We start from the raw sequence: 23,580 nt of genomic DNA, 5'->3' as shown, positions 1-23,580 counted from the left end.
CGGCCTGGTATGCGGGGTGATCAGCCGATGGCGATCATATCTGTGTGTTGACTCATCATACGCGAGAATCCATGGCTTCATATGGCGTGTCGTGCAGCTATAAGCTGCATCTCGTGCGCCTTCCGCCGGATCAGCGTCAGGGCTAGCCTTGTGGTCATCCTGGTTCGCTTGAGGTCACATCCATGTCATACCCCAGCATAATTTCCTCTCCCTGGGTTCGCCGTGCCGGCTTGCTGGCACTCGGCCTCGCCACCCTGTTGCCCATGCTGGCGGGGAGCATGGCCAACATGGCGCTGCCCGCGCTGGGGCAGGCGTTTGCCGCCCCCTTCGCCAGCCTGCAGTGGGTGCTGGTGGCCTACCTGCTGGGGATCACCTGCCTGACCCTGGTGGCCGGCCGGCTCGGCGACAGGTTTGGCCGGCGCCGCCTGTTGCTGGGGGGCGTGGTGCTGTTTGCGCTGGCATCCCTGCTGTGCGCCCTGGCACCGACCATAGGCTGGCTGATTGCGGCGCGTGTCCTGCAGGGGATCGGTGCGGCCTGCATGCTCTCTCTGGCGCTGGCCATGGTGGGGCAGCTTGTACCTGCGGCGCAGCGTGGCCGGGGCATGGGGCTGCTCGGTACCCTGTCGGCCTGCGGCACTGCCCTTGGCCCCTCGTTCGGCGGCCTGCTGATCGGCGGGTTTGGCTGGCAGGCCCCCTTCCTGCTGCTGGTGCCCGTCAGTCTGCTGGCGCTGGGTGCCGGCATGGTCGGCCTGCCACCTGAGGGGGCTTTGCCACAAAGAGAGAGGGTGACGCTGGTGAGCCTGTCGATGCTGGTGGTGGCGCTGCTCTGCTACGGGCTGGCGCTGACCTCGGGGGGCGCCCTGGCGCTGGGCTGGTGGGCGGGAGCACTGCTTGGCACTGCCTTGTTCGTTCGCCGCGAGCGCCGTGCCCGTTTCCCCCTGCTGCCGCTGGCACTGCTGGCCGACTCCTGGCTCAAGGGGGGCCTGCTCGCCAGTGCGCTGGTGGCCAGCGTCATGGTGCTGACCCTGCTGATCGGCCCCTTCTACCTGCACGGCGTGTTCGAGCTCGACATGGCGACGGTCGGGCTCATGATCTCCGGCGGACCCCTGCTGGCGGCCTTGACGGGCATGCCTGCCGGCTGGCTGGTGGACAGGTTCGGTTCGCGCCGGGTCGCTCGGCTGGGGTTGATGGCCATGATGATCGCGCTCCTCGGGCTGGCCACCCTGAGCGCCGGATATGGCCCGCTCGGTTATCTGCTGCCCATACTGCTGCTGACCGCCGGCTATGCCCTGTTCCAGACCGCCAACAACAGCGCCGTGGTGGGGGCGGCAACCGAACAGGCGCGGGGAGCCGTGGCCGGCTTGCTGACCCTGTCGCGCAATCTGGGCCAGCTGACGGGGGCGGCCGGGCTCGGTGGCCTGTTTGCCACCCTGGTGGGAACGCCCAACCTGGCCACGGCCATGCCGGCAGATCTGGTGTTCGGCATGCAGATCAGCTTTGCCCTGAGCGGCCTGCTGATTGGCGCCGCGATCTGGCTGACGGGAAGAGGCCACAGTGGCGCGCCGGTCGAAACTATCCAGGAGGGAGCCGAAAACGAAGACGCCTCCGCAAGGGAGGCGTCTTGAATGATGACGGTAGGGCGCGCTTACAGGATGAAGCGGCTCAGATCCTCGTCCTCGATCAGCGCCCCGAGGTGGGCGTTGACGTAGTCGGCGTCTATGGTGAAGGTCTCGCCTGACTTCTCGGAGGCGTCATAGGAGATGTCTTCCATCAGCCGCTCCATCACTGTGTGCAGGCGGCGGGCACCTATGTTCTCGGTGCGCTCGTTGACCTGCCAGGCCGCTTCGGCCAGACGGCGGATGCCATCCTTGGTGAACTCGATCTTGACCCCTTCGGTGGCCATCAGCGCCTGGTACTGATCGGTGAGCGAGGCGTTCGGCTCGGTCAGGATGCGCTCGAAGTCATCCGTGGTGAGCGCGGTCAGCTCGACCCGGATCGGCAGGCGACCCTGCAGCTCGGGGATGAGATCCGACGGGCGGGCCACCTGGAAGGCACCGGAGGCGACAAACAGAATGTGGTCTGTCTTGACCATGCCGTGCTTGGTGTTGACGGTGCAGCCTTCCACCAGCGGCAGCAGGTCGCGCTGCACCCCTTCGCGGGAGACATCCGGGCCCGAGCTCTCGCCACGCTTGCAGATTTTGTCGATCTCGTCGAGGAAGACGATGCCGTTGTTCTCGACCGCCGCGATCGCCTTCTGCTTCAGCTCTTCCGGGTTGACCAGACGGGCCGCTTCCTCTTCGATCAGCGCCTTCATGGCCTCTTTGACCTTGATCTTGCGCTTCTTCTTCTGGTTCTGACCCAGGTTCTGGAACAGCCCCTGCAACTGGCTGGCCATCTCTTCCATGCCCGGCGGGGTCATGATGTCGACGCCCATGGGGCTGGCTGACAGCTCGAGTTCTATCTCCTTGTCATCCAGCTGGCCTTCCCGCAGCTTCTTGCGGAAGATCTGGCGGGTGTTGGAGTTGTCGGCCTTCTCCTCCTCGCCCCAGCTGTTGCGCGGGTTGGGCAGCAGGGCGTCGAGGATGCGCTCCTCGGCGGCTTCCTCGGCGCGGTATTTCATCTTCTCCATCTCGGTCTCGCGCACCAGCTTGATGGCGACGTCGGTCAGATCGCGGATGATGCTGTCCACTTCCTTGCCCACATAGCCCACCTCGGTGAACTTGGTGGCTTCCACCTTGATGAAGGGGGCGTTGGCCAGCTTGGCCAGACGACGGGCGATCTCGGTCTTGCCGACCCCGGTCGGGCCTATCATCAGGATGTTTTTCGGGGTCACCTCGTGGCGCATCTCTTCATCGAGCTGCATCCGGCGCCAGCGATTGCGCAGGGCGACTGCGACGGCACGCTTGGCGTCGGCCTGACCAATGATGTGTCGGTCCAGCTCGTGGACGATTTCTCTCGGGGTCATCTCGGACATGATGGCATTCCTGTATCCGGGGCGGGCAGGGCCCACCCCTTGCAAATGGGGGGCTTACTTGGGCTCGGCTTCTTTCGGATCGTAATTCAGCACTTCGACCGTGTGATGCTGGTTGGTGAAGACGCAGATGTCGCCCGCGATCTTGAGGGACTTCTCGACGATGCTCTTGGCGTCGAGATCTGTGTTCTCCAGCAGGGCGGTGGCGGCGGACTGGGCGAAGTTGCCGCCCGAGCCGATGGCGATCAGGTCATGCTCCGGCTGCACCACGTCGCCGTTGCCTGTGATGATGAAGGATTTGTTTTCATCGGCGACCGCCAGCAGGGCCTCGAGACGGCGCAGGGCGCGATCGGTGCGCCAGTCTTTGGCCAGCGCCACGGCGGCGCGTTCCAGATTACCCTGATGGGCCTGCAGTTTGGCTTCGAAGCGCTCGAGCAGAGTGAAGGCATCGGCAGTGCCGCCGGCGAAACCTGCCAGCACCTTGCCGTTATAGAGACGATGAACCTTGCGGGCGTTGCCCTTCATGACGGTGTTGCCGAGGGATACCTGGCCATCACCACCTATCACGACTTGGCCGTTGCGGCGGACAGAAACTATGGTAGTCACTTTACTTACCTCGCTTGAGCCGAATAACGGCCTGACTGTGCATGGCAAGAAAGATGGGGATGGGGTTGGCGCTTTTCAACCCTGGCGGATTATCCGCCACGGGTCGACTTCCGTTGAGATGTGTGGCGCAGAAAAGAAAAGGGCCGAGTCTTCAACCCGGCCCTGATCACTCATCCGCTGGCGGCGGTCACCCCTTTTTGGGGATGCAGCCGCTGATGCCGGAGCCTTGCAGCTTGCGGTTGGCCGCATCGACGGCCGCCTTGCCGCTGAAGGGACCCACCATCACCTTGTAGACGGTGCCGTTGGCGCCATTCACCACCTGCAGGCTGGAGGAGAGGCCGGCACCGAAGGCGATACGCGCCTTGAGCGACTCGGCAGACTCCTGCGAGCGCAGGGCGGCGCACTGCATCATGTATCGACCGCTGTCCGCCGCTGTGGTTTGCGCCGGCTGGGTCGCTGCCTGAGCCCTGGCGGCTTCGGCGCGCTCCCGTTCCAGCTCGGCCCGCAGTTCACGCTCCATCCGCTCCCGCTCGGCCTTGCGGTCGATCACCTGCTCCTGGGCACTGGCCACGGGGGCTGGCTTGGCGGGTTGAACCGGTTGCGGCTTGTAGGGCTGCACCTGGCCAATAGGCGTTCCCGGCTGGGGAATGTCGGTCGGCACCGGCTGCGGCAGTTTCTCCGGCTGCAGAGTCAGGGTCTGGGCAGGGGGCGGTGGCAGCACACCCGGTTGGGGGGGCGGCTCAGTGATATCGACCTGCTTGTTCTCCAGCCGTTCGATATAGCTCCACTTCTCCTGCGGCAAGCCGTTGTTCTGCGCCTTGGGCTTGTTGGCCTTGACCTGTTCTTCAATGGTGGGGGCATCGCTGCCCTTGCCGTTGATCATGTAGAGGAAGCCGCCGAACCCTGCCAGCAGCACCCCGGCCAGCAGTGCCGGGATAACAGGAAAGCGGCGAGGTGCCGCTTTCTTGGTGTTACGACCACCGGCCCGTCTTCTCGGGCTGTTGCCGACGTAATCCCGGGTTGCCATCTATTACATGCGCTCCAGGGTATGGATACCCAGCACGCCCAGACCCAGTTTCAGGACCTTGGCGGTGGCTGCGCACAGCAGCAGACGGCTCTGGCGGGTGGCTTCGTCGACGCCATCCTTGTTGATCGGGCAGGCTTCGTAGAAGGTCATGAAGTTGCCGGACAGCTCGTACAGATAGGTACAGAGCAGGTGCGGCATGCCCTTGTCCGCCACGCCGTTGACCGCGTCGGAGAACTGGATCAGCTTCTGGGCCAGCACCTCTTCGGCTTCCTCGTTCAGGGTCACAGTACCGGTCAAGGTCTCGGCATTGACACCGGCCTTGCGGAAGATGGACTGGATCCGGGTGTAGGCGTACTGCAGGTAAGGGGCCGTGTTGCCTTCGAACGACAGCATCATGTCCCAGTCGAAGATGTAGTCTGTGGTACGGTTCTTGGAGAGATCCGCATACTTGACCGCACCCATGGCGATGGCGTGGACCACTTCGGCCTTCTCTGCGGCGGAGAGATCGTTGTTGCGGTTCTCCAGCAGGGCGCTCGCGCGCTCCTCGGCTTCGTTGAGCAGGTCGACCAGCTTGACGGTGCCGCCGGAGCGGGTCTTGTAGGGACGACCATCCTTGCCCAGCATCATGCCGAAGGCGTGGTGCTCGAGCGGCACGGATTCCGGCACATAGCCCGCCTTGCGGGTGATGGTCCAGGCCTGCATCAGGTGCTGGTGCTGACGGGAGTCGATGAAGTACATGACGCGGTCGGCGCCCAGGGTTTCGTAACGATATTTGGCACAGGCGATGTCGGTGGTGGTGTAGAGGAAGCCGCCATCGCTCTTCTGGATGATGACGCCCATGGGCTCGCCATCCTTGTTCTTGAATTCGTCCAGGAAGACGACAGTGGCCCCTTCGCTCTCGACCGCCAGCCCGCGGGCTTTCAGGTCGTCCACGATTTGCGGCAGCATGTCGTTGTACATGGACTCGCCCATTATGTCCTTGTTGGTCAGGGAGACATTCAGGCGGTCGTAGTTGATCTGGTTCTGCTCCATGGTCATGTCGACCAGCTTCTTCCACATGGTGCGGCAGTATTCATCGCCACCCTGCAGCTTGACCACGTAGTTGCGCGCGCGCTCGGCGAAGACTTCGTCTTCGTCGTAGCAACGCTTGGCCTGGGTGTAGAAGGCTTCGAGATCCTTGAGCGCCATGTCGGAGGCGTGCTCGTTGGCCATCTTCTCCAGATAGGCGATCAGCATGCCGAACTGGGTGCCCCAGTCACCGATATGGTTGGCGCGTACCACCTTGTGGCCGAGGAATTCTAGGGCACGGGCGGCTACGTCACCGAGCACGGTAGAGCGGATGTGGTGCACCGCCATCTCTTTGGCCACGTTCGGCGCCGAGTAGTCCACCACCACTGTCTGCGGGGTCGGTAACTTCACGTTGGCGTTGGCAGAGGTCACCATGGCTTCCACCTGGCCGGCCAGCCAGCGCTGGTCGAAGAAGAAGTTGATGAAGCCGGGGCCGGCGATCTCGACCTTGGCGATCAGGTCCGAGGCGGGCAGGTGCTCTATGATGGCAGCGGCCAGCTCACGGGGGTTCTTGCGGGCCGGTTTGGCCAGCAGCATGGCCAGGTTGGTGGCCAGGTCACCGTGAGCCTTCTCCTTGCATCGGTCTACTTGCACCCGGGCTTCCAGGTCCGCCGGCAACACGCCCGCTGACTTGAGATTGGCTACCGTTTGTTCAAGTAGATGATGAATATGCTCTTTCATAACTGACCACCAAGGTTGCGCGTCGAAAAATGACTGATATATAAGGGCGTGAATTTTACCCGCATCGGCCCGAGAAAACTATAGGGACGGCCCGCCGGAGTTGGTCGGGCGGATATTTCACTGCATTTGTCACCAGTATCCAGAATATTCAATGGATTAAATGGTGCTTATCCATTTCTACTGCATATCGAAGCGGCTTGTCCAGGCTATTTTCCCCTGATTGTTAAGGGTTTTTTTATTCCAACTCGGTCTGAATGATCTGCCCGTCCACGGCGGTCGTATCAACAGGTATCTTCCACAGAGGAATATCCTGATGAAACTGGCGCTGTTTCCCCTCTCGGCTCACCTGCTGCCCGGTGGCATCATGCCGCTGCGCATCTTCGAGCCCAGATACCAGCGCATGATCGCCGAGGCGGGAGATCAGGGCTTCGTGCTCTGCATGCTCGACCCCCGCCAGCCCGATGCGCTGCGCAACATGTACCCCATCGCCACCCGGGTGCGGATCATCGATTTCGATCAGCTGCCGGATGGTCTGCTGGGCATTACCGTGCTCGGCATGGAGCGGGTCAGGATCGTCGATCTGTGGCAGGAGCCCGACGGGCTTAGGGTCGGCGAGGTGGCGCTGCTGCCGCCCTGGCAGACGGGCAGGCTCAATGCCGATCAGCACTCACTGGCCAGGGCACTGCAGGAGGTGTTCAACGACTACCCGGAATATGCGGCCCTCTACCATGATCCCGACTGGGACGATGCCAGCTGGGTGGCCCAGCGCTGGCTGGAGGTGCTGCCCATTCCCGTGGAACAGAAGCAGTGGTTGCTGGCGGCGGACGACAACCAGCCTGCGCTCTCCCTGCTGAGCGGCCTGCTGGTTGCCAGCCATTGAGTGCCAATTTGCGGCCCGCTTGTGATCCTTTTGCCACGCCCGGCGTAATGGTGATGACCACAACATTCAAGGCATGGCGCAATGGCATATACTGGCCAACCCCAATCGACTCAGCGCAGGATATCGCCCCCCATGGACAATCCAGATGGCGATCTGACGTCTCTTCTCATCCGGGTCGCCGAGCAGGCCGACAAGGCCGCCTTCGCCCGGCTGTTCCACCACTTCGCGCCGCGTATCCGCAGCTATGGGCTGCGCCACCTCGGCAGCGAGGCCAACGCCATGGAGCTGGTGCAGGAGACCATGCTGCTGGTGTGGCAGAAGGCCCGCCTCTACCACCCCGAGAAGGGGGCGCCGACCACCTGGATCTACACCGTCATGCGCAACCAGAGCTTCGACATGCTGCGCCGTCGCCGCGCCAGCAAGGAGGATCTCTGCGCCGAGGAGCTGTGGCCCATGCTGGAGTTCAGGGCGGAAGAGGAGCATCTGAGCGGCGGTGAGGATGCCGTGCTGACCCGCCAGATGGCGCACTACCTCGCCACCCTGCCGGAGCCGCAACAGCAGGTGGTGCGCGGCATCTATCTGCAGGAGTTCTCCCAGCAGGAGCTGGCGGAGCGACTCGGCGTGCCGCTTGGCACCATCAAATCCCGCCTCAGACTGGCATTACAGAAATTGAAAGAGCAAGTGGAGCAAGGCCATGATTAAAACCCATCCGACCCACGCCATGTTGCGCGCCTTCGCCGCCGACGAGCTGTCCCTGCCGCTGGCCGTCGGTGTCTCCGCCCACTGCGAGCTCTGCCCCGAGTGTGCTGCCAGTCTGCGAGCCTGCGAAGAGGAACTGGCCCGCCAGTATCTGGAGCCGGCAGAAGATCAGCCGGCAACGATGAGCGAGAGCATGCCGGTGGCATTCGATGCCATGCTGGCCGGCATACTGCAGCAGCCGGTAGCCACGACGGCAGCACTCAGCCAGTTGGCACCCCCCCAGCCCGAGTTGCAGGTGGCGGGCCAGTCATACCGCTTGCCCAGGGTGCTGGCGCGTCACCATGCCCCCAAGTGGCGTCACATTGGCACCATTCGTCAGCACAGTCTGCCGCTGGACGAGCTGGGGGCCCGCGCCAGCCTGCTGCACATAGAAGCCGGTGGCCGCATCCCCGAGCACACCCATCAGGGCTATGAGCTGACCCTGCTGCTGGCAGGCACCATCGAAGATGGCGACACCTGCTATCAGGCGGGGGACTTCATCTGGCGCGATGCCAGCCACGCCCACAGTCCGCACACCCCGGACGGCTGCCTCTGCTACACGGTTCAGGATGCGCCGGTCCAGTTCACCAAGGGACTGTCGCGGCTGCTCAACGGCATCACCCATCGCCTCTATTGAGGACGGGCAACAATAGAAAAAGGGACCGACAGGTCCCTTTTTTCATGGTGTCGCGGCCGGATCAGGCAACGAATACCAGGTAGACGGCGAAGGCCACCACGAAGCGGTAGATGGCGAACGGGATGAAGTCTAGGCGACGGATCAGCGCCAGGAAGGTCTTGATCGCTATCATGGCGACCACGAAGGCGGTGATGAAGCCCACCGCAAACATGGGGAAGTCGGCCATGGAGAGCAGGTCGCGGCTCTTGTAGAGATCCAGTCCGCTGGCGGCCACCATCATGGGCACCGCCAGGATGAAGGAGAACTCGGCCGCCGCCTGACGACTGATCCCCATCAGCATGCCGCCGCTGATGGTGGCGCCGGAGCGCGAGAAGCCGGGCCAGAGCGCCAGACACTGGAACAGGCCTATGCCGAACGCCTGCTGGTAGCTGATGTCATCCAGGGTCTCGGAGCGTACCGCCGGGCGAAATTTCTCGGCGATGATCAGCAAGATGCCGCCGGCGACCAGGGCATACATCACGGTTTCCGGGCCGAACAGGTTGGCCTTGATCCAGCTGTGAATGGCGAGACCTATGAGTACGGCGGGCAGCATGCCGAGGATGATGTGGACCAGGGAGAGGGTGGCGTGATCCTGCGCCGGCTTCTGGCCGAAGTGGATGCCAATCAGGCCGAACAGGCGGCGCCAGAAGACGGCAACGACCGCGAGAATGGAACCCATCTGGATCACCACCTCGAAGGTGGCGGCCTTGGGGCCTTCGAAGCCCAGCAGGTGGCCGACGATGATCATGTGGCCGGTCGAGGAAACGGGCAGAAACTCGGTCAGGCCCTCTACTATGCCCAGCACGAAGGCGACAAACAGGGCGTAAGACTCTGTCATGGTTCAGATCTCTTGGTTGATTGGTCCGGATGAAGTCGGCCCCGGGCTGAGCCGGGGCGACCAATGATGGAGGAAAATCAGACGGGCAACCAGTGAATATTGGGGCCTCCCCCTGGCAATGGGGGAGGTTGAGAGCGGGTCAGGCCAGGGTGGCTTCTATCTGTCGTTGCAACGTCTCGTCCAGCGGGGGCAGGGCCAGGGCTTCGACCGCGCTCACTATCTGCTGGGGGCTGCTGGCGCCGATCAGGGCGCAACTCACCACGGGATCGCGCAACACCCACTGCAACGCCAGCTGTGACAACTCCTGCCCCCGCTGTTGTGCCAGAGCATGCAGGGCCTGGATCCTGGCCAGTTTGTCCGCGGTGATCTGCTCCGGCTTGAGGAAGGGGCTGCCGCTGGCGGCGCGAGAGTCGGCGGGAATGCCAGCCAGATAGCGGTTGCTGAGCAGGCCGCCCGCCAGCGGCGAGAAGGCCACCACCCCCATGCCGTGTTCGCGACAGACCGGCAGGGTGTCGGCTTCGATGTCGCGCTGGAACAGCGAGTATTTGAGCTGATTGACCAGACAGGGGGTGCCCAGCTCCGCCAGCCGGGCGGCGGCCTGTGCAGCCAGCCTGGCCGGGTAGTTGGAGAGGCCGACATAGAGTGCCTTGCCCTGACGCACCATGAGCGCCAGCGCCTGACAGGTCTCCTCCAGCGGGGTGCGGGGATCCGGCCTGTGGTGATAGAAGATGTCCACATAGTCGAGGCCGAGCCGGCGCAGACTCTGGTGCAGGCTGGCAAACAGGTACTTGGCGCTGCCGCCATCCCCGTAGGGGCCGTCCCACATCACATAGCCCGCCTTGCTGGCGATGATCAGCTCGTCTCGGTAGGGGGCCAGACTGCCCTTGAGCACGCGGCCGAAGGTGGTCTCGGCGGAGCCGGGGGGCGGCCCGTAGTTGTTGGCGAGATCGAAGTGGGTGATGCCCAGATCGAACGCCTGGTGCACCATGGCCTTCACCCTGGCGGGATCGCTCCCCTCGCCGAAGTTGTGCCAGAGCCCGAGACCTATGCTGGGCAGGCGCAGGCCGTGGCGGCCCACGGGTCGATAGGGCTGGCGCTGATAGCGGTCGGGCGCGGCTAGGTAGTGTTCATCCATAACGACTCCTTGCGTGGACTTGTTTACGAGCTGATGTAATGGGTGACCCCGAGCCCTCTTCATTCGCTATGTCTGCGTGGGAGAAGAGGGTGCGGGGCCAGAGTGTAGCTGCATGATGACGCCATCTCGGCCTCGCCTGTGGTTGTCAGCGTAGGTCTGCCGGAGGGCGCCGGGGTCAGCTGGCGGCGATAAAGCGATAACGGGTCTGGTGGTGGTAGTAGTGCCCCGGCAGCAGCCAGGGATCTCCGAGCTCGGGCCGGTTGGGGCTGTCCGGCAACTGCTGTGCCTCCAGACAGAAGCCGTCGTAATCCTGATGCGGCTGGCCGCTGCGGCTCGGGGTGTTGGCCAGCCAGTTGCCGGTGTAGAACTGCAGCGAAGGCTGGTTGCTGTAGACCTCCATCGCCAGCTGCCGATCGCCGGAAACCACTCGCGCGGCCCAGGTCTGCTCCGGGCCATCATGCTGCGGATGATTGAGCTGGAAGGCGTGATCGTACCCCTTGGCCTGCCGTTGCTGGGGATGGCTCAGCCAATCCTGGCCCATGGAGCGCGGGGTGCGCAGATCGAAGGGGCCTTCCACCGGTGCAATGGCCAGCGGCAGACCGCTCTCATCGGTCGGCAGAAAGCGATCGGCGTTGAGGCTGATGGTGTGGTCGCGCACATCGCCGCCCCCATCCAGGTTGAAGTAGGCGTGACTGGTGAGGCTGACCGGGGTCGGCGCATCCGTGCTGGCCCTGAAATCGACCACCAGATCGTACTGCTCCAGCCGGTACTCCAGGGTCACCCGCAAGTTGCCGGGAAAGCCCTGATCCCCCGCCTTCGACAGCAGGACGAGCTTGACCCTGTCCGCCTCCAGCTCCTTGATCTGCCAGCGCTGGCGATGAAACCCCTCCCGTCCGCCGTGCAGGCAGTGGGGGGCCTGATTGGCATCCAGCGGCCAGTGCTGGCCATCGCGCACCAGTTCGGCGCCGCCGATGCGGTTGGCAAAACGCCCCGCCACCGCACCCAGCCACACCTGCTGCGCAGGATAGGCCTCATCGGCGCAGCCCAGCAGCACCTCGCGGTGCTTGCCCGCGACCGGCAGGGTGAGGGAGGTGAGGGTGGCGCCAACATCGAGGCCGCGCAGGCGCAGCCCCTCTTCGTTTTCCAGCTCGAACGGGATCATGGTGTTGCTCATAGCTTGCCTGCAGCTGTGTTGCCGATCCGGCAGACATAGCCGTCGGCCTGCATCATAAATGGGCTCATAGTTTTCCCGCCCCCGCGCTGGCGCGGCAGACATAGCTGTCGGCCTTGAGGCCGAAGCGGGCCGGATACTCGGCGTCGACGGCGGCAATCACCTCGGCGACCTGTGCCGGGCGCAGCAGGGCAACCACGCAGCCGCCGAAGCCGCCGCCCGTCATCCGCACACCGCCTTCGCGGCCAAGCCTGGCCTTGATGATCTCCACCAGACCGTCGATGGGGGGCACGGTAATCTCGAAGTCATCGCGCATGGCGGCGTGGGACTCGGCCATCAGTTCGCCGAGGCGCACCAGATCGCCGGACTCCAGCGCATCGGCGGCGGCCAGGGTGCGGCTGTTGTCGCCCACCACGTGGCGAGCGCGGCGGTAGCAGACCTCATCCAGCCCGGCCTTGCCCGCCTCCAGCGCGGCCATGTCGAGGTCGCGCAGCGCCTTGACCCCGTAGTGGCGGGCGGCGGTTTCACACTGCTGACGGCGGGTGTTGTATTCGCTGTCCACCAGGCCGCGGCGCACATTGGAGTTGACGATCAGCACCGCCAGGTCGGGGGGCATGGGGATGAGGCGGGTTTCCAGCGAGCGGCAGTCGAGCAGCAGGGCATGATCCTGCTTGCCGCTGGCGGAGATCATCTGATCCATAATGCCGCAGTTGCAGCCGACGAACTGGTTCTCGGCCTGCTGGCCGTTGAGGGCGATCTCGGCCTGGCTGATGTCGAGCCCCAACGCCTCCTTGAAGGCCTGGCCTATGGCCACCTCCAGCGAAGCGGACGACGACAGGCCTGTGCCCTGCGGCACGTTGCCGGAGACCACCAGGTTGAGGCCGCGCAGCGCATGGCCGCGCACCTGCAGGTATTTCACCACGCCGCGTATGTAGTCGCTCCAGCGCTGATCGGCATGGTGGGTGATGGGCTGGTTCAGATCGAACAGGTCGCGCTGGTTGCCGTAGTCGGCGGCGATCACGTGCACCAGGCTGTCATCGCGTAGGCCGATGGCGACGCAGGTCTCGTAGTCGATGGCGCAGGGCAGCACGAAGCCGTCGTTGTAGTCCGTGTGTTCGCCGATGAGGTTGACGCGACCGGGGGCGCGCACCAGCAGGTCGGGTTGCTGCTCAAACTGCTCTGCAAAAACGGCGCTGACGCGTTGGCTGGGGGTCATAGGGCCTCCTCATTGGCTTGGCTGATCGGGTTGTAGTAAATGGGGCTCACGGCTTGCTCCGGGGTCGGAACACATTGACTGGGTTTCATCGCTTCTCCCCGTCAGCCTGGTTGTAATGAATGGGGGACAGGGCGCGCAGTCGTTCTGCCGCTTGTTCCGGCGTCAGATCGCGTTGGGTTTCTGCCAGCATCTCGAAGCCCACCATAAATTTGCGCACCGTAGCGGAGCGCAACAAGGGCGGATAGAAGTGGGCGTGCAGTTGCCAGGCTTCCGGGCAGCCGGAGTGAGGCGGCGCGAAGTGCCAGCCCATGGAGTAGGGGAAGCTGCACTCGAACAGGTTGTCGTAACGGCTGGTGAGCTCCTTGAGCGCCACCGCCAGATCCTGCTGCAGCTCGGGGGTGAGGCCGAGCAGGGAGGGCACATGGGTCTTGGGCAGCAGCAGGGTTTCGAACGGCCAGGCGGCCCAGAAAGGAACGACGGCCAGCCAGTGTGCTGTTTCCACTACGATGCGGGTGCGATCCGTCAGCTCCCGCTCCACATATTCAACCAGCAGTGGGCGGCCGTGCTCGGCCAGCCAGTCGTGCTGGTGCTGCTCTTCGCGGGCGATCTCGTTGGGCAGAAAATCGCTGCCCCACAGCTGGCCGTGAGGGTGGGGGTTGGAGCAGCCCATGACGGCGCCCTTGTTTTCAAACACCTGCACCCATTCCCACTGGGCTGACAGCTCGGCCACCTGTTCCATCCAGGTGGTGATCACCGCCTCTATGGCGGGTAGCGGCAGCTCGGGCAGTGTCTTGCCGTGATCCGGCGAGAAACAGATGACCCGGCTGGTGCCGCGGGCGGCTTCCAGCTTGAGCAGGGGATCCTGTGCCGTGTCGGTGGCCGGGGTGTCCTGCATCAGGGCGGCGAAGTCGTTGGTGAAGACGAAGGTGCCCTGATAGTCCGGGTTCTGGTCGCCGGTGACGCGCTGGTTGCCCGCGCAGAGGAAGCAATCCGGATCGTGGGATTGGCTCGGCGCCTGACTGACCTTCTCGACCTGGCCCTGCCAGGGGCGCTTGGCCCTGTGGGGGGAGACCAGCACGTATTGACCGGTCAGCGGGTTGAAACGACGGTGGGGGTGATCAACCGGGTTGAACATCATCACTCCTCATTACCTGATGAAATGGATGGATTGGCCGCCTACTGGGCGGACGAGGGAGGGCGAGTCGCACTGGGCATGTTCACGCCTCGTACCCCTGCGGATTGGCGGACTGCCAGCGCCAGCTGTCGGTGCACATGGTTGCGAGGTCGCGGCTGGCACGCCAGCCCAGCTCACGCTCGGCCTTGGCGGGATCGGCCCAGCACTCGGCGATGTCGCCTGGACGCCTGGGTTCGATGCGATAGGGCAGCGGCCGACCGGAGGCGGCTTCGAACGCCGCGACCATCTGCAACACGCTCTGGCCCTGGCCCGTGCCCAGGTTGTAGACGTGTACGCCCCCTTGCCTGGCGCAATGTTGCAGCGCCTTGACGTGCCCCTCGGCGAGATCCATCACGTGGATGTAGTCGCGCACCCCGGTGCCATCGACGGTGGGGTAATCGTTTCCAAAGACGGAGAGAGAGTCGCGGCGGCCGATGGCAACCTGGGTCAAAAACGGCATGAGGTTGTTGGGTATGCCCTGGGGATCTTCCCCCAGGGTGCCTGAGTCGTGGGCGCCGACCGGATTGAAGTAGCGCAGCAGCGTCATGCTCCAGTGGGGCTCGGCCCGCTGCAGATCCTCGAGGATCTCCTCGATGATCAACTTGGATCGCCCGTAGGGATTGGTGGCGCTGCGGGGGAAATCCTCCCGGATGGGCGTGCTGGCCGGATCGCCATAGACGGTGGCCGACGAGCTGAACACCAGGCTGCTGACCCCGGCGCGTTTCATCGCCTGCAGCAGGGTGAGGGTGCCGCCCAGATTGTTCTCGTAGTATTCGAGGGGGAGACGGGTCGATTCACCGACCGCCTTGAGGGCGGCGAAGTGGATCACGGCGGCTATCTGTTGCTCGCCGAAGATGCGATCCAGCAGGGCCGGATCACGAATGTCCCCCTGATAGAAGAGGGGTTCACGCCCGCTGATGGCGGCGATGCGCGCCAGTACGCCCGCCTTGCTGTTGCAGAGGTTATCCACCACCACGGGTTCCATTCCCGCGGCCTGCAAGGCCAGACAGGTGTGGCTGCCGATGTAGCCGCAGCCGCCGGTGACCAGTACTTTCATCCTCTTCTCCACGCTAAAAAAGCCTGTGAAGGAGTCTAGCCGAGGCTCCGACGGGTAAACTGTGAACTAGTTAACAAATATGTGGAAACGATTACACATGTTGGTGTGGTCATAAATGCAGCTATGTGGCTTTTTCCCCTGTTATCAGTGACATTGCTCGGTATAATGGCGCCGTCTTGAACCGTGAAATAAGTGAAAACAGCATGAGCACCATCAAGGATGTCGCCCGTTTGGCCAAGGTATCTGTGGCAACGGTTTCACGGGTGATGAACAACTCACCCAAGGCCAGTGCCGCCTCCCGCGAGGTGGTGCAGAAGGCCATGGCCGAGTTGGGCTACACCCCCAACGCCAATGCCCGTGCGCTGGTCAGCAGGACCTGTGACACCATGGGGGTGCTGGTGGGTGACGTGGCGGATCCCTTCTTCGGCGCCCTGATCAAGGGGGTCGCGGCGATTGCGGTGGAGCAGGGGTTGCACCTGTTGATGGGTAATGGTTTTCACCGGGCGCAGCAAGAGCGGGAATCCATCGAGCTGCTGATCGGCAAGCGCTGCGAGGCGCTGGTGGTGCACAGCAAGGCACTGAGCGATGAGGAGCTGATCGACTACGCCCAGCGGGTGCCCGGCATGGTGTTGATTAACCGCGACATCCCGGCCCTGAAGGGGCGCTGCATCGCCCTCAACAACCGGCAGGGGGCCGCCACGGCGACCCGTCATCTGCTGGAGCTGGGCCACCGCCACATCGCCTTCCTCAGTTCGGATCACGTCATCGAGGATGCCACCTTGCGCCTGCAAGGTTATCAGGATGCGCTGGCCGAGGCTGGGCTGTTCGCCGATCCCGAGCTGGTGGAGAGCGGCATGCCCAACGAGGAGGGGGGGGAGCGCGCCATGCTCAACCTGCTGGCCAAGGGACAGCCCATCACGGCCGTGGTGGCCTACAACGATGCCATGGCGGCCGGCGCCATCTCTGTGCTGGCCGACAACGGCCTCAAGGTGCCGGAGGAGGTCTCTGTGGTGGGCTTCGATGACATCATCTACGCCAGATACCTGAGACCCAAGCTCTCCACCATGCGCTATCCCATCGAGCTGATGGCGGCCCAGGCGGCCAAGCTGGCATTGCAGCTGGCGGCGGGTGAGTGCGAGTCGGTGCAGAGCCGCATTTACACGCCGACCCTGATCAATCGCCACTCGGTGGCCCCCGTACGGGCCTGACCCCTCCATTCACGCCTCTTTCCTCCCCCGGATCGCCGTTTTTCAGGCCTGTGATCCGGGGGCTCGGTCTTTTACCTTCATTTAGCTCATTTTTACCCTGTTTTACTTAACAAAATCAGTGTAATCGTTTACATCTGTGTGAGCGGGATCGCCGATCACCGGGCAAAACTCCCCTACACTGCATACGTTTTCGGCGTTCATGCAGGGAGAGAGAAGAATGCTCAGGGAGATAGTGGCCCGTCAGGATTGGCAGACCCAGGCGATTACATCGGTGAATCGTCTTGCTGCCCATACCCCCTTGTTCAGCTGGCGCAGTGAGGCCGACGCCCGTGCCGATCTCGCTTCGCCGTCCCGCCTGCTGCTGGATGGCGAATGGCGCTTTTCCTTCTTCGAGGCGCCCGAGCGGGTGCCCGATGGCTGGCTGACGCAGGATCTGCCGCAGGCGTGTGCCATCAGGGTGCCGGGCAACTGGCAGCTGGATGCCGCCTACCCGGCGTCGCGTCCGCTCACGGACGGCCCCATCTACACCAACATCAAGTATCCCTTCCCCTGCGATCCGCCCAGGGTGCCGGCCGCCAATCCGACCGGCTGCTACTCTCGCGAGTTCAGCGTGCCGGCCGACTGGCTGGCCGGCGGCCAGACCAGCATCATCTTCGACGGGGTCGACAGCGCCTTCTACCTGTTCTGCAACGGCCGCTGGGTGGGTTACTCCCAGGACAGCCGGCTGCCCGCCGAATTCGATCTGAGCCCCTTCCTGCAGGCCGGTGGCAACCGGCTGGCTGTGCTGGTGCTGCGCTGGTCAGATGGCTCCTATCTGGAGGATCAAGACATGTGGCGCCTGAGCGGCATCTTCCGCTCCGTCACTCTGCTGCACAAACCGGCCCGTCATCTGATGGATATCCGGGTTACGCCCGAGCTGGATGCCTGCTATCGGGATGCTCGTCTCAAGATCGAGCTGCAGGCCGCCAACGCAGCGGGCCTGTCGGTGGAGGTCAGCCTCTACGACGGCACAGAGCGGGTGGCGACCCTGCGCCAGCGGTTCGGCACGGCAGCCATCGACGAGAAGGGGGCCTATGAGGATCGCGCCGAGTGTTGGCTCGAGGTGGCGGCCCCTCGCAAGTGGAGCGCCGAGACGCCTCACCTCTACCGACTGACCCTGACCCTGCTCGGCGAGCAGGGCGAGCCCATCGAGAGCGAAGCCTATGACGTGGGCTTTCGGACGGTGGAGATCAAGGGCGGTCTGCTGCGGGTCAACGGCCAGCCCCTGCTGATCCGCGGCGCCAACCGGCACGAACACGATGCAGCCAGGGGCCATGTGGTAACTCCTGCCGCCATTGAGCAGGACCTGCTGCTGATGAAGCGGCACAACTTCAACGCGGTGCGCTGCTCCCACTACCCCAATCACCCCGAGCTTTATCGCCTGTGCGACCGGCTCGGCCTCTATGTGGTGGACGAGGCGAATCTGGAGACCCACGGCATGACCCCCATGGGGCGGCTGGCGCGGGATCCGGCCTGGAGCAACGCCTTCCTGGAGCGGGTCACCCGTATGGTGGCCCGCGACTTCAACCACCCCTGCATCATCATCTGGTCCCTTGGTAACGAGTCCGGCTACGGCCCGGCCCACGATGCCATGTATGGCTGGGCCAAGCAGGCGGATCCGAGCCGCCCGGTGCAGTATGAAGGAGGCGGGGCCGACACGGCCGCCACCGACATCATCTGCCCCATGTATGCCCGCACCCATCAGGACCAGCCCTTCCCTGCGGTGCCCAAGTGGGCGCTGGCCAAGTGGATCGGCCTGCCGGGCGAGACCCGGCCACTCATCCTCTGCGAATACGCCCATGCCATGGGCAACAGCCTGGGGGGCTTTGCCCACTACTGGCAGGCGTTTCGCGATCATCCCAGGCTGCAGGGCGGCTTTGTCTGGGATTGGGTGGATCAGGGGCTCGACAAGCAGACCGATGATGGCCGTCACTACTGGGCCTACGGCGGTGACTTCGGCGACCAGCCCAATGACCGCCAGTTCTGCTGCAACGGCCTGCTGTTCCCGGATCGGACGTCCCATCCCGCCCTGTTCGAGGCGAAGCGGGCCCAGCAACCTTTTGTGCTGACGCTGCAAAGCCAGGCGCCGCTGCGGGTCGAAATTCGCAGCGAGTATCTGTTCCGCAGTACGGACAACGAGTTGCTGCGCTGGCAACTGTGCGAGAACGGCCTTGTGCTGCAACAGGGTGAATGCCCACTCAGCCTGGCGCCCCGGGCCAGCGTGGTACTGACCCTGCTGGATACGCTGCCGGCCTTTGCGGCGGGCTCCCTCGCCTGGCTGGATCTGGCCATAGTGCAACCCGTCGCCACGGCCTGGGCCGAGCCGGAGCATGAGGTGGCGCGCCAGCAATTTATGCTGCCAACGCCGATGGCGATACCGGCGGCGTTTAACCCCACCGCGATAAAGGAGCTGCCGGATCATTGGCTCGTCTGCGCGGCTGGCAGCGAGTGGCAACTGGACAAAACCAGCGGCCGCATCCGCAGTTGGCAGAAACATGGCCGCGAACGGCTGCAGGATGCCATTGCCGATCACTTCTATCGCGCACCGCTCGACAACGACATAGGCGCCAGCGAGGCGGATCACATAGATCCCAACGCCTGGATTGCCCGCTGGCAAGGCGCCGGCCTCAACGAACTTGAGCATCGCTGTCTTGGGCTGGAGGTGGATCCCCATCATGGCCGCGTGCTGGTCAGGCACGGTTACTTCGTCCAGGGGGTACTCAAGCTGTCGACCCGCTGGCAGCACAGCTTCGGTGCGGACGGTGCCATGGCGCTCACCATAGCCGTCGAGGTTGCGGCCGGCATGCCGTCGTTGCCCCGCATTGGCGCCCTGCTCTGGCTGGTCGACGAGGTGGCAGAGTTGAGCTGGCTAGGTCTGGGCCCTCACGAGAACTATCCGGATCGCCTGCTCGGCGCCGACTTCGGCCGCTGGCAGTTGCCGCTGGCGGACCTGCATACCCCTTATGTGTTCCCGACCGACAACGGGCTGCGTTGTGATACCCGTCAACTGCAGCTTGGCGAGATTGCCGTCGAGGGCCAGTTCCATTTCAGCGTCAGCCGCTACAGCCAGCAGCAGCTGGCCCTGGCCCGTCACCAGACAGATCTGGTGGCCGAGGGGGGCCTGCATCTCTGCCTCGATGGCTTCCACATGGGGATTGGGGGCGATGACTCCTGGAGTCAGAGCGTGCGACCGGAATATTGGTTGCAGCCGGGCGGCTACTATTGGAACTGTGTTCTACGCTGAATCTGAGCCATGGTTGGGTCGACTGAGGCGGCGATAAGGCCTCATTCGAAAATGATTACTCATAACAATATGATATTTAATTGTTTTGTTGCTATGTAACAGAGTGTAAACGTTTTCATTTTGTTGTCAGGATCACAGAACATCACACAACAAACTGATTACATTAGGCTGGCGCCAGTTCAATTGGTGTACAGCATTCCCTACAAAAAACAGATAGAGAGATCGGAGCATAACAATGAAAAAAATCACGACAATTGCCGCCGTGCTGATGAGCCTGATGGCAGGAGCCACTGCCCATGCCGAAACCCGTATCGGGGTGACAGTCTATAAGTACGACGACAACTTCATGGCTGTGGTGCGCAAGGCAATCGAGAAGGAAGCAGCGGCAAACCCGGGTGTGGAGCTGCTGATGAATGACTCCCAGAATGACCAGTCCAAGCAGAACGATCAGATCGACGTGCTGCTGGCCAAAGGGGTGAAGGCCCTGGCGATCAACCTGGTTGACCCGGCGGCGGCCCCTGTCGTGATTGAGAAGGCCCGTGGCGAAGATGTGCCCGTGGTGTTCTACAACAAGGAGCCGAGCGCTGCCGATCTGGCCAGTTATGAGAAGGCTTACTACGTGGGTACCGACTCCAAGGAGTCAGGCATCATCCAGGGTCAGCTGATCGCCAAACACTGGAAAGCCCATCCGGAGTGGGATCTGAACAAGGATGGCGTCATCCAGTTCGTACTGCTCAAGGGCGAGCCGGGCCACCCGGATGCGGAAGCCCGTACCACCTATGTCATCAAGACCCTGAACGACGGTGGCGTCAAAACCGAACAGCTGCACATGGATACAGGTATGTGGGATACCGCCATGGCCAAGGACAAGATGGACGCCTGGATCTCCGGCCCCAACGCCAGCAAGATCGAAGTGGTCATCGCCAACAATGACGGCATGGCGATGGGTGCCGTTGAATCTCTGAAAGCGCAAGGCAAGACTGCCATCCCGGTATTTGGCGTCGATGCCTTGCCGGAAGCCCTGGCCATGGTCAAGAGCGGTGCCATGGCGGGTACAGTGCTGAACGATGCGGCCAACCAGGCGAAGGCCACCTTCGAGCTGACCAAGAACCTGGCTGAAGGCAAGCCGGCCGGTGAAGGCACCAAGTGGAACATAGTCGACAAGGTCGTCCGTGTTGCCTACGTCGGTGTGGATAAAGACAACCTGTCCCAATTCGAGTAATTCCCCCCTCCAGGGCAAGGGAGATCCCCTTGCCCTTTTTTCAACCAGATGTGATGGCTGATATGACAACACAGCAACAATCAGAATGGCTGTTGGAGATGATTGACGTCAGTAAGAGTTTTCCTGGCGTCAAGGCACTCGATAAAGTCAATTTACGGGTCCGTCCTCATTCTGTGCATGCGTTGATGGGCGAGAACGGGGCAGGAAAATCCACGCTGCTCAAATGCCTGTTCGGCATCTATGAGAAGGATGAGGGCAAGATCTTCTTCAAGGGACAGGAGATCAACTTCACCTCCTCCAAAGAGGCGCTGGAGAATGGCGTCTCCATGGTGCACCAGGAGCTGAACCTGGTGTTGCAACGCACGGTAATGGACAACATGTGGCTCGGTCGCTATCCCACCAAGGGCTGGTTCATCGACCACGGCAAGATGTATGACGACACCAAGCACATCTTCGACGAGCTGGATATCGACATAGATCCCAGGGTCAAGGTGGGCACGCTTTCGGTGTCCCAGATGCAGATGATCGAGATCGCCAAGGCGTTCTCCTACGATGCCAAGATCGTCATCATGGATGAGCCGACCTCCTCCCTGACCGAGAAAGAGGTCAATCATCTCTTCAAGATCATCAACAAGCTGAAAGAGAAGGGCTGCGGCATCGTCTATATCTCCCACAAGATGGAAGAGATCTTCCAGCTGTGTGACGAGATCACCATATTGCGGGATGGCCAGTGGGTGGCGACCCAGCCGCTCGAGGGCATGACCATGGATCAGATCATCGGCATGATGGTTGGCCGTGAACTGACCCAGCGCTTCCCGGAAAAAACCAACCAGCCGAAAGAGGTGATCCTCGAGGTTGAGCATCTGACGGCCAAGAACCAGCCCTCCATTCAGGACATCACCTTCGATCTGCACAAGGGGGAGATCCTCGGCATCGCCGGGCTGGTGGGGGCCAAGCGTACCGATATCGTCGAGACCCTGTTCGGCATTCGCGATCGCAACGAGGGCGTCATCAAGCTGCACGGCAAGGTAGTGGCGAATCACACGGCGCACGAGGCCATTCAGAACGGATTCGCGCTGGTGACGGAAGAGCGCCGTTCCACCGGCATCTACTCCCGCCTCGATATCGCCTTCAACTCCCTGATCGCCAACATGGACAGCTACAAGAGTTCCATGGGGCTGCTCAGCAACAACAAGATGAAGAGCGATACCCAGTGGGTCATCGACTCCATGCGCGTCAAAACCCCGACCCAGCAGACCCAGATCGGCTCCCTGTCCGGTGGCAACCAGCAGAAGGTCATTATCGGCCGCTGGCTGCTGACCCAGCCGGAGATCCTGATGCTGGATGAACCGACTCGCGGGATTGACGTGGGTGCCAAGTTCGAGATCTACCAGCTCATCCTGGAGCTGGCCAAGAAGGACAAGGGCATCATCATCATCTCGTCCGAAATGCCCGAGCTGCTGGGGATCACGGATCGCATCATGGTGATGAGCAATGGCCGGGTCGCCGGGATCGTCAATACCAAAGAAACTGACCAGAGCGAGATACTGCGCCTGGCATCTCTGTACCTTTAGAGACAGGAAGACATTTATGGAGTCGGCTAAAAATTTCAATCTGATGCAGGCGCTCAAAGAGAACGGCATCTATGTGGTGTTGCTGGTGCTGCTCATGATCATAGTGATCAAGGAGCCATCCTTCCTGAGCCTCACCAACTTCAGCAACATACTGACCCAGTCCTCGGTGCGGGTCATCATAGCGCTGGGGGTGGCGGGCATTATCATCACCCAGGGCACGGATCTGTCGGCCGGTCGCCAGGTTGGCCTGGCGGCGCTGATTGCGGCCACCATGTTGCAGGCGCTGACCAACGTCAACAAGGTGTTCCCCAGTCTGGGGGAGGTGCCCATTCCTGTGGTGATCCTGCTGGTGTGTGCCGTGGGTGCCCTGATAGGCCTGGTCAACGGTCTGATCGTGGCCTATCTCAATGTGACCCCGTTCATTACCACCCTGGGTACCATGATCATCGTCTACGGCATCAACTCCCTCTATTTTGATTCCGTGGGCGCCTCACCGGTGGCCGGCTTCGATCCTCGCTTCTCGAGCTTCGCGCAGGGCTTCATCAAGCTGGGAGGGTTCAAGCTATCCTATCTCACCTTCTATGCCGCCATCGCCAGCGTCTTTGTCTGGGTGCTGTGGAACAAGACCCGCTTTGGCAAAAACATCTTCGCCATCGGCGGCAACCCCGAGGCGGCCAAGGTCTCCGGCGTCAACGTGGCGGTCAACCTGGTGATGATCTATGCCCTGGCGGGTGTCTTCTACGCCTTCGGCGGCATGCTGGAGGCGGGCCGCATCGGCAGTGCCACCAACAACCTGGGCTTCATGTATGAGCTGGATGCCATCGCGGCCTGCGTGGTGGGCGGTGTCTCGTTCGCCGGTGGCGTGGGGACGGTTGCCGGGGTGATCACGGGCGTGCTCATTTTTACCCTGATCAACTATGGTCTGACCTATATTGGAGTCAGCCCTTACTGGCAGTTCATCATCAAGGGCGGCATCATCATACTGGCGGTGGCCCTGGACTCCATGAAGTACGCCAAGAAGAAATAACGATTGGCAGAGAGGGCTGGCCATGCCG

General features: G+C 62.7%; 19 protein-coding genes. 9 read left to right on the top strand and 10 right to left on the bottom strand.

All coding sequences use genetic code 11. From position 1 onward, the window contains the following. The first annotated feature begins 182 nt into the window (after positions 1 to 182). Positions 183 to 1,625, top strand: a complete 1,443-nt coding sequence (locus AACQ95_RS18785; RefSeq protein ID WP_241279320.1) for an MFS transporter — start codon at positions 183 to 185, stop codon at positions 1,623 to 1,625. 20 nt (positions 1,626 to 1,645) lie between these two features. On the opposite strand, the gene hslU is transcribed toward AACQ95_RS18785, so the two are convergent. The 4 genes from hslU to argS form a co-directional block, all read right to left on the bottom strand. Further along, positions 1,646 to 2,974, bottom strand: a complete 1,329-nt coding sequence (hslU, locus tag AACQ95_RS18780) for an HslU--HslV peptidase ATPase subunit (RefSeq protein ID WP_043142767.1) — start codon at positions 2,972 to 2,974, stop codon at positions 1,646 to 1,648. Between the two features lie 54 nt (positions 2,975 to 3,028). Then, complete coding sequence (hslV, locus tag AACQ95_RS18775; protein ID WP_043142765.1) at positions 3,029 to 3,577, bottom strand: ATP-dependent protease subunit HslV; 549 nt, start codon at positions 3,575 to 3,577, stop codon at positions 3,029 to 3,031. Positions 3,578 to 3,764: 187 nt separating this feature from the next. Next, on the bottom strand, positions 3,765 to 4,604 hold the full coding sequence (locus AACQ95_RS18770) for an SPOR domain-containing protein (RefSeq protein WP_241279319.1): 840 nt from the start codon (positions 4,602 to 4,604) through the stop codon (positions 3,765 to 3,767). Positions 4,605 to 4,607: 3 nt separating this feature from the next. Further along, a complete protein-coding gene (argS, locus tag AACQ95_RS18765; RefSeq protein ID WP_241279318.1) occupies positions 4,608 to 6,353 on the bottom strand; it encodes an arginine--tRNA ligase in 1,746 nt (581 codons plus the stop codon). A gap of 313 nt (positions 6,354 to 6,666) precedes the next feature. Between argS and AACQ95_RS18760 the strand changes: the two genes are divergently transcribed. From AACQ95_RS18760 to AACQ95_RS18750, 3 genes are all read left to right on the top strand, one after another. Continuing rightward, complete coding sequence (locus AACQ95_RS18760; RefSeq protein ID WP_043142757.1) at positions 6,667 to 7,233, top strand: LON peptidase substrate-binding domain-containing protein; 567 nt, start codon at positions 6,667 to 6,669, stop codon at positions 7,231 to 7,233. Positions 7,234 to 7,365: 132 nt separating this feature from the next. After that, positions 7,366 to 7,935, top strand: coding sequence for a sigma-70 family RNA polymerase sigma factor (locus tag AACQ95_RS18755; RefSeq protein ID WP_172955248.1), 570 nt, complete (start codon positions 7,366 to 7,368; stop codon positions 7,933 to 7,935). Next, positions 7,928 to 8,608, top strand: coding sequence for a ChrR family anti-sigma-E factor (locus tag AACQ95_RS18750; RefSeq protein WP_241279317.1), 681 nt, complete (start codon positions 7,928 to 7,930; stop codon positions 8,606 to 8,608). Before AACQ95_RS18755 ends, AACQ95_RS18750 begins: the two co-directional genes overlap by 8 nt. 61 nt (positions 8,609 to 8,669) lie before the next feature. Here AACQ95_RS18750 and bacA read toward each other — a convergent pair whose 3' ends face one another. From bacA to galE, 6 genes are all read right to left on the bottom strand, one after another. Then, positions 8,670 to 9,485 carry an undecaprenyl-diphosphate phosphatase gene (gene bacA / locus AACQ95_RS18745; RefSeq protein ID WP_241279316.1) on the bottom strand — a complete coding sequence of 272 codons (816 nt, stop codon included), beginning with the start codon at positions 9,483 to 9,485 and terminating at the stop codon, positions 8,670 to 8,672. A 139-nt stretch (positions 9,486 to 9,624) separates the two neighbouring features. Continuing rightward, positions 9,625 to 10,620 carry an aldo/keto reductase gene (locus AACQ95_RS18740; protein ID WP_241279315.1) on the bottom strand — a complete coding sequence of 332 codons (996 nt, stop codon included), beginning with the start codon at positions 10,618 to 10,620 and terminating at the stop codon, positions 9,625 to 9,627. 175 nt (positions 10,621 to 10,795) lie between these two features. Beyond that, entirely contained in the window at positions 10,796 to 11,794 is a 999-nt protein-coding gene (galM, locus tag AACQ95_RS18735) for a galactose-1-epimerase (protein ID WP_241279314.1), read from the bottom strand. A 64-nt stretch (positions 11,795 to 11,858) separates the two neighbouring features. Then, a complete protein-coding gene (gene galK / locus AACQ95_RS18730) occupies positions 11,859 to 13,007 on the bottom strand; it encodes a galactokinase (RefSeq protein ID WP_043554176.1) in 1,149 nt (382 codons plus the stop codon). A gap of 85 nt (positions 13,008 to 13,092) precedes the next feature. Further along, positions 13,093 to 14,142: a UDP-glucose--hexose-1-phosphate uridylyltransferase gene (locus AACQ95_RS18725; protein WP_241279313.1), complete on the bottom strand. Its 1,050-nt coding sequence runs from the start codon at positions 14,140 to 14,142 to the stop codon at positions 13,093 to 13,095. An 82-nt stretch (positions 14,143 to 14,224) separates the two neighbouring features. Next, on the bottom strand, positions 14,225 to 15,238 hold the full coding sequence (gene galE / locus AACQ95_RS18720) for a UDP-glucose 4-epimerase GalE (RefSeq protein WP_241279312.1): 1,014 nt from the start codon (positions 15,236 to 15,238) through the stop codon (positions 14,225 to 14,227). Between the two features lie 203 nt (positions 15,239 to 15,441). On the opposite strand from galE, the gene AACQ95_RS18715 reads away from it, so the two are divergent. From AACQ95_RS18715 to mglC, 5 genes are all read left to right on the top strand, one after another. Continuing rightward, entirely contained in the window at positions 15,442 to 16,446 is a 1,005-nt protein-coding gene (locus AACQ95_RS18715) for a substrate-binding domain-containing protein (protein WP_042870263.1), read from the top strand. Between the two features lie 217 nt (positions 16,447 to 16,663). Beyond that, a complete protein-coding gene (locus AACQ95_RS18710) occupies positions 16,664 to 19,729 on the top strand; it encodes a beta-galactosidase (RefSeq protein ID WP_241279311.1) in 3,066 nt (1,021 codons plus the stop codon). 235 nt (positions 19,730 to 19,964) lie between these two features. After that, on the top strand, positions 19,965 to 20,951 hold the full coding sequence (gene mglB, locus AACQ95_RS18705; protein WP_043142734.1) for a galactose/glucose ABC transporter substrate-binding protein MglB: 987 nt from the start codon (positions 19,965 to 19,967) through the stop codon (positions 20,949 to 20,951). Positions 20,952 to 21,004: 53 nt separating this feature from the next. Further along, a complete protein-coding gene (mglA, locus tag AACQ95_RS18700) occupies positions 21,005 to 22,525 on the top strand; it encodes a galactose/methyl galactoside ABC transporter ATP-binding protein MglA (protein WP_043142972.1) in 1,521 nt (506 codons plus the stop codon). Positions 22,526 to 22,541: 16 nt separating this feature from the next. Continuing rightward, positions 22,542 to 23,552: a galactose/methyl galactoside ABC transporter permease MglC gene (gene mglC / locus AACQ95_RS18695; protein WP_042870254.1), complete on the top strand. Its 1,011-nt coding sequence runs from the start codon at positions 22,542 to 22,544 to the stop codon at positions 23,550 to 23,552. Positions 23,553 to 23,580 lie beyond the last annotated feature (28 nt).

The sequence above is a fragment of the Aeromonas sp. MR19 genome (assembly GCF_963899305.1).
Lineage (GTDB): Bacteria > Pseudomonadota > Gammaproteobacteria > Enterobacterales > Aeromonadaceae > Aeromonas > Aeromonas bestiarum.
The sequence above is the reverse complement of the archived record's forward strand: the minus strand, read 5'-3'. Positions and strand labels throughout refer to the sequence as shown.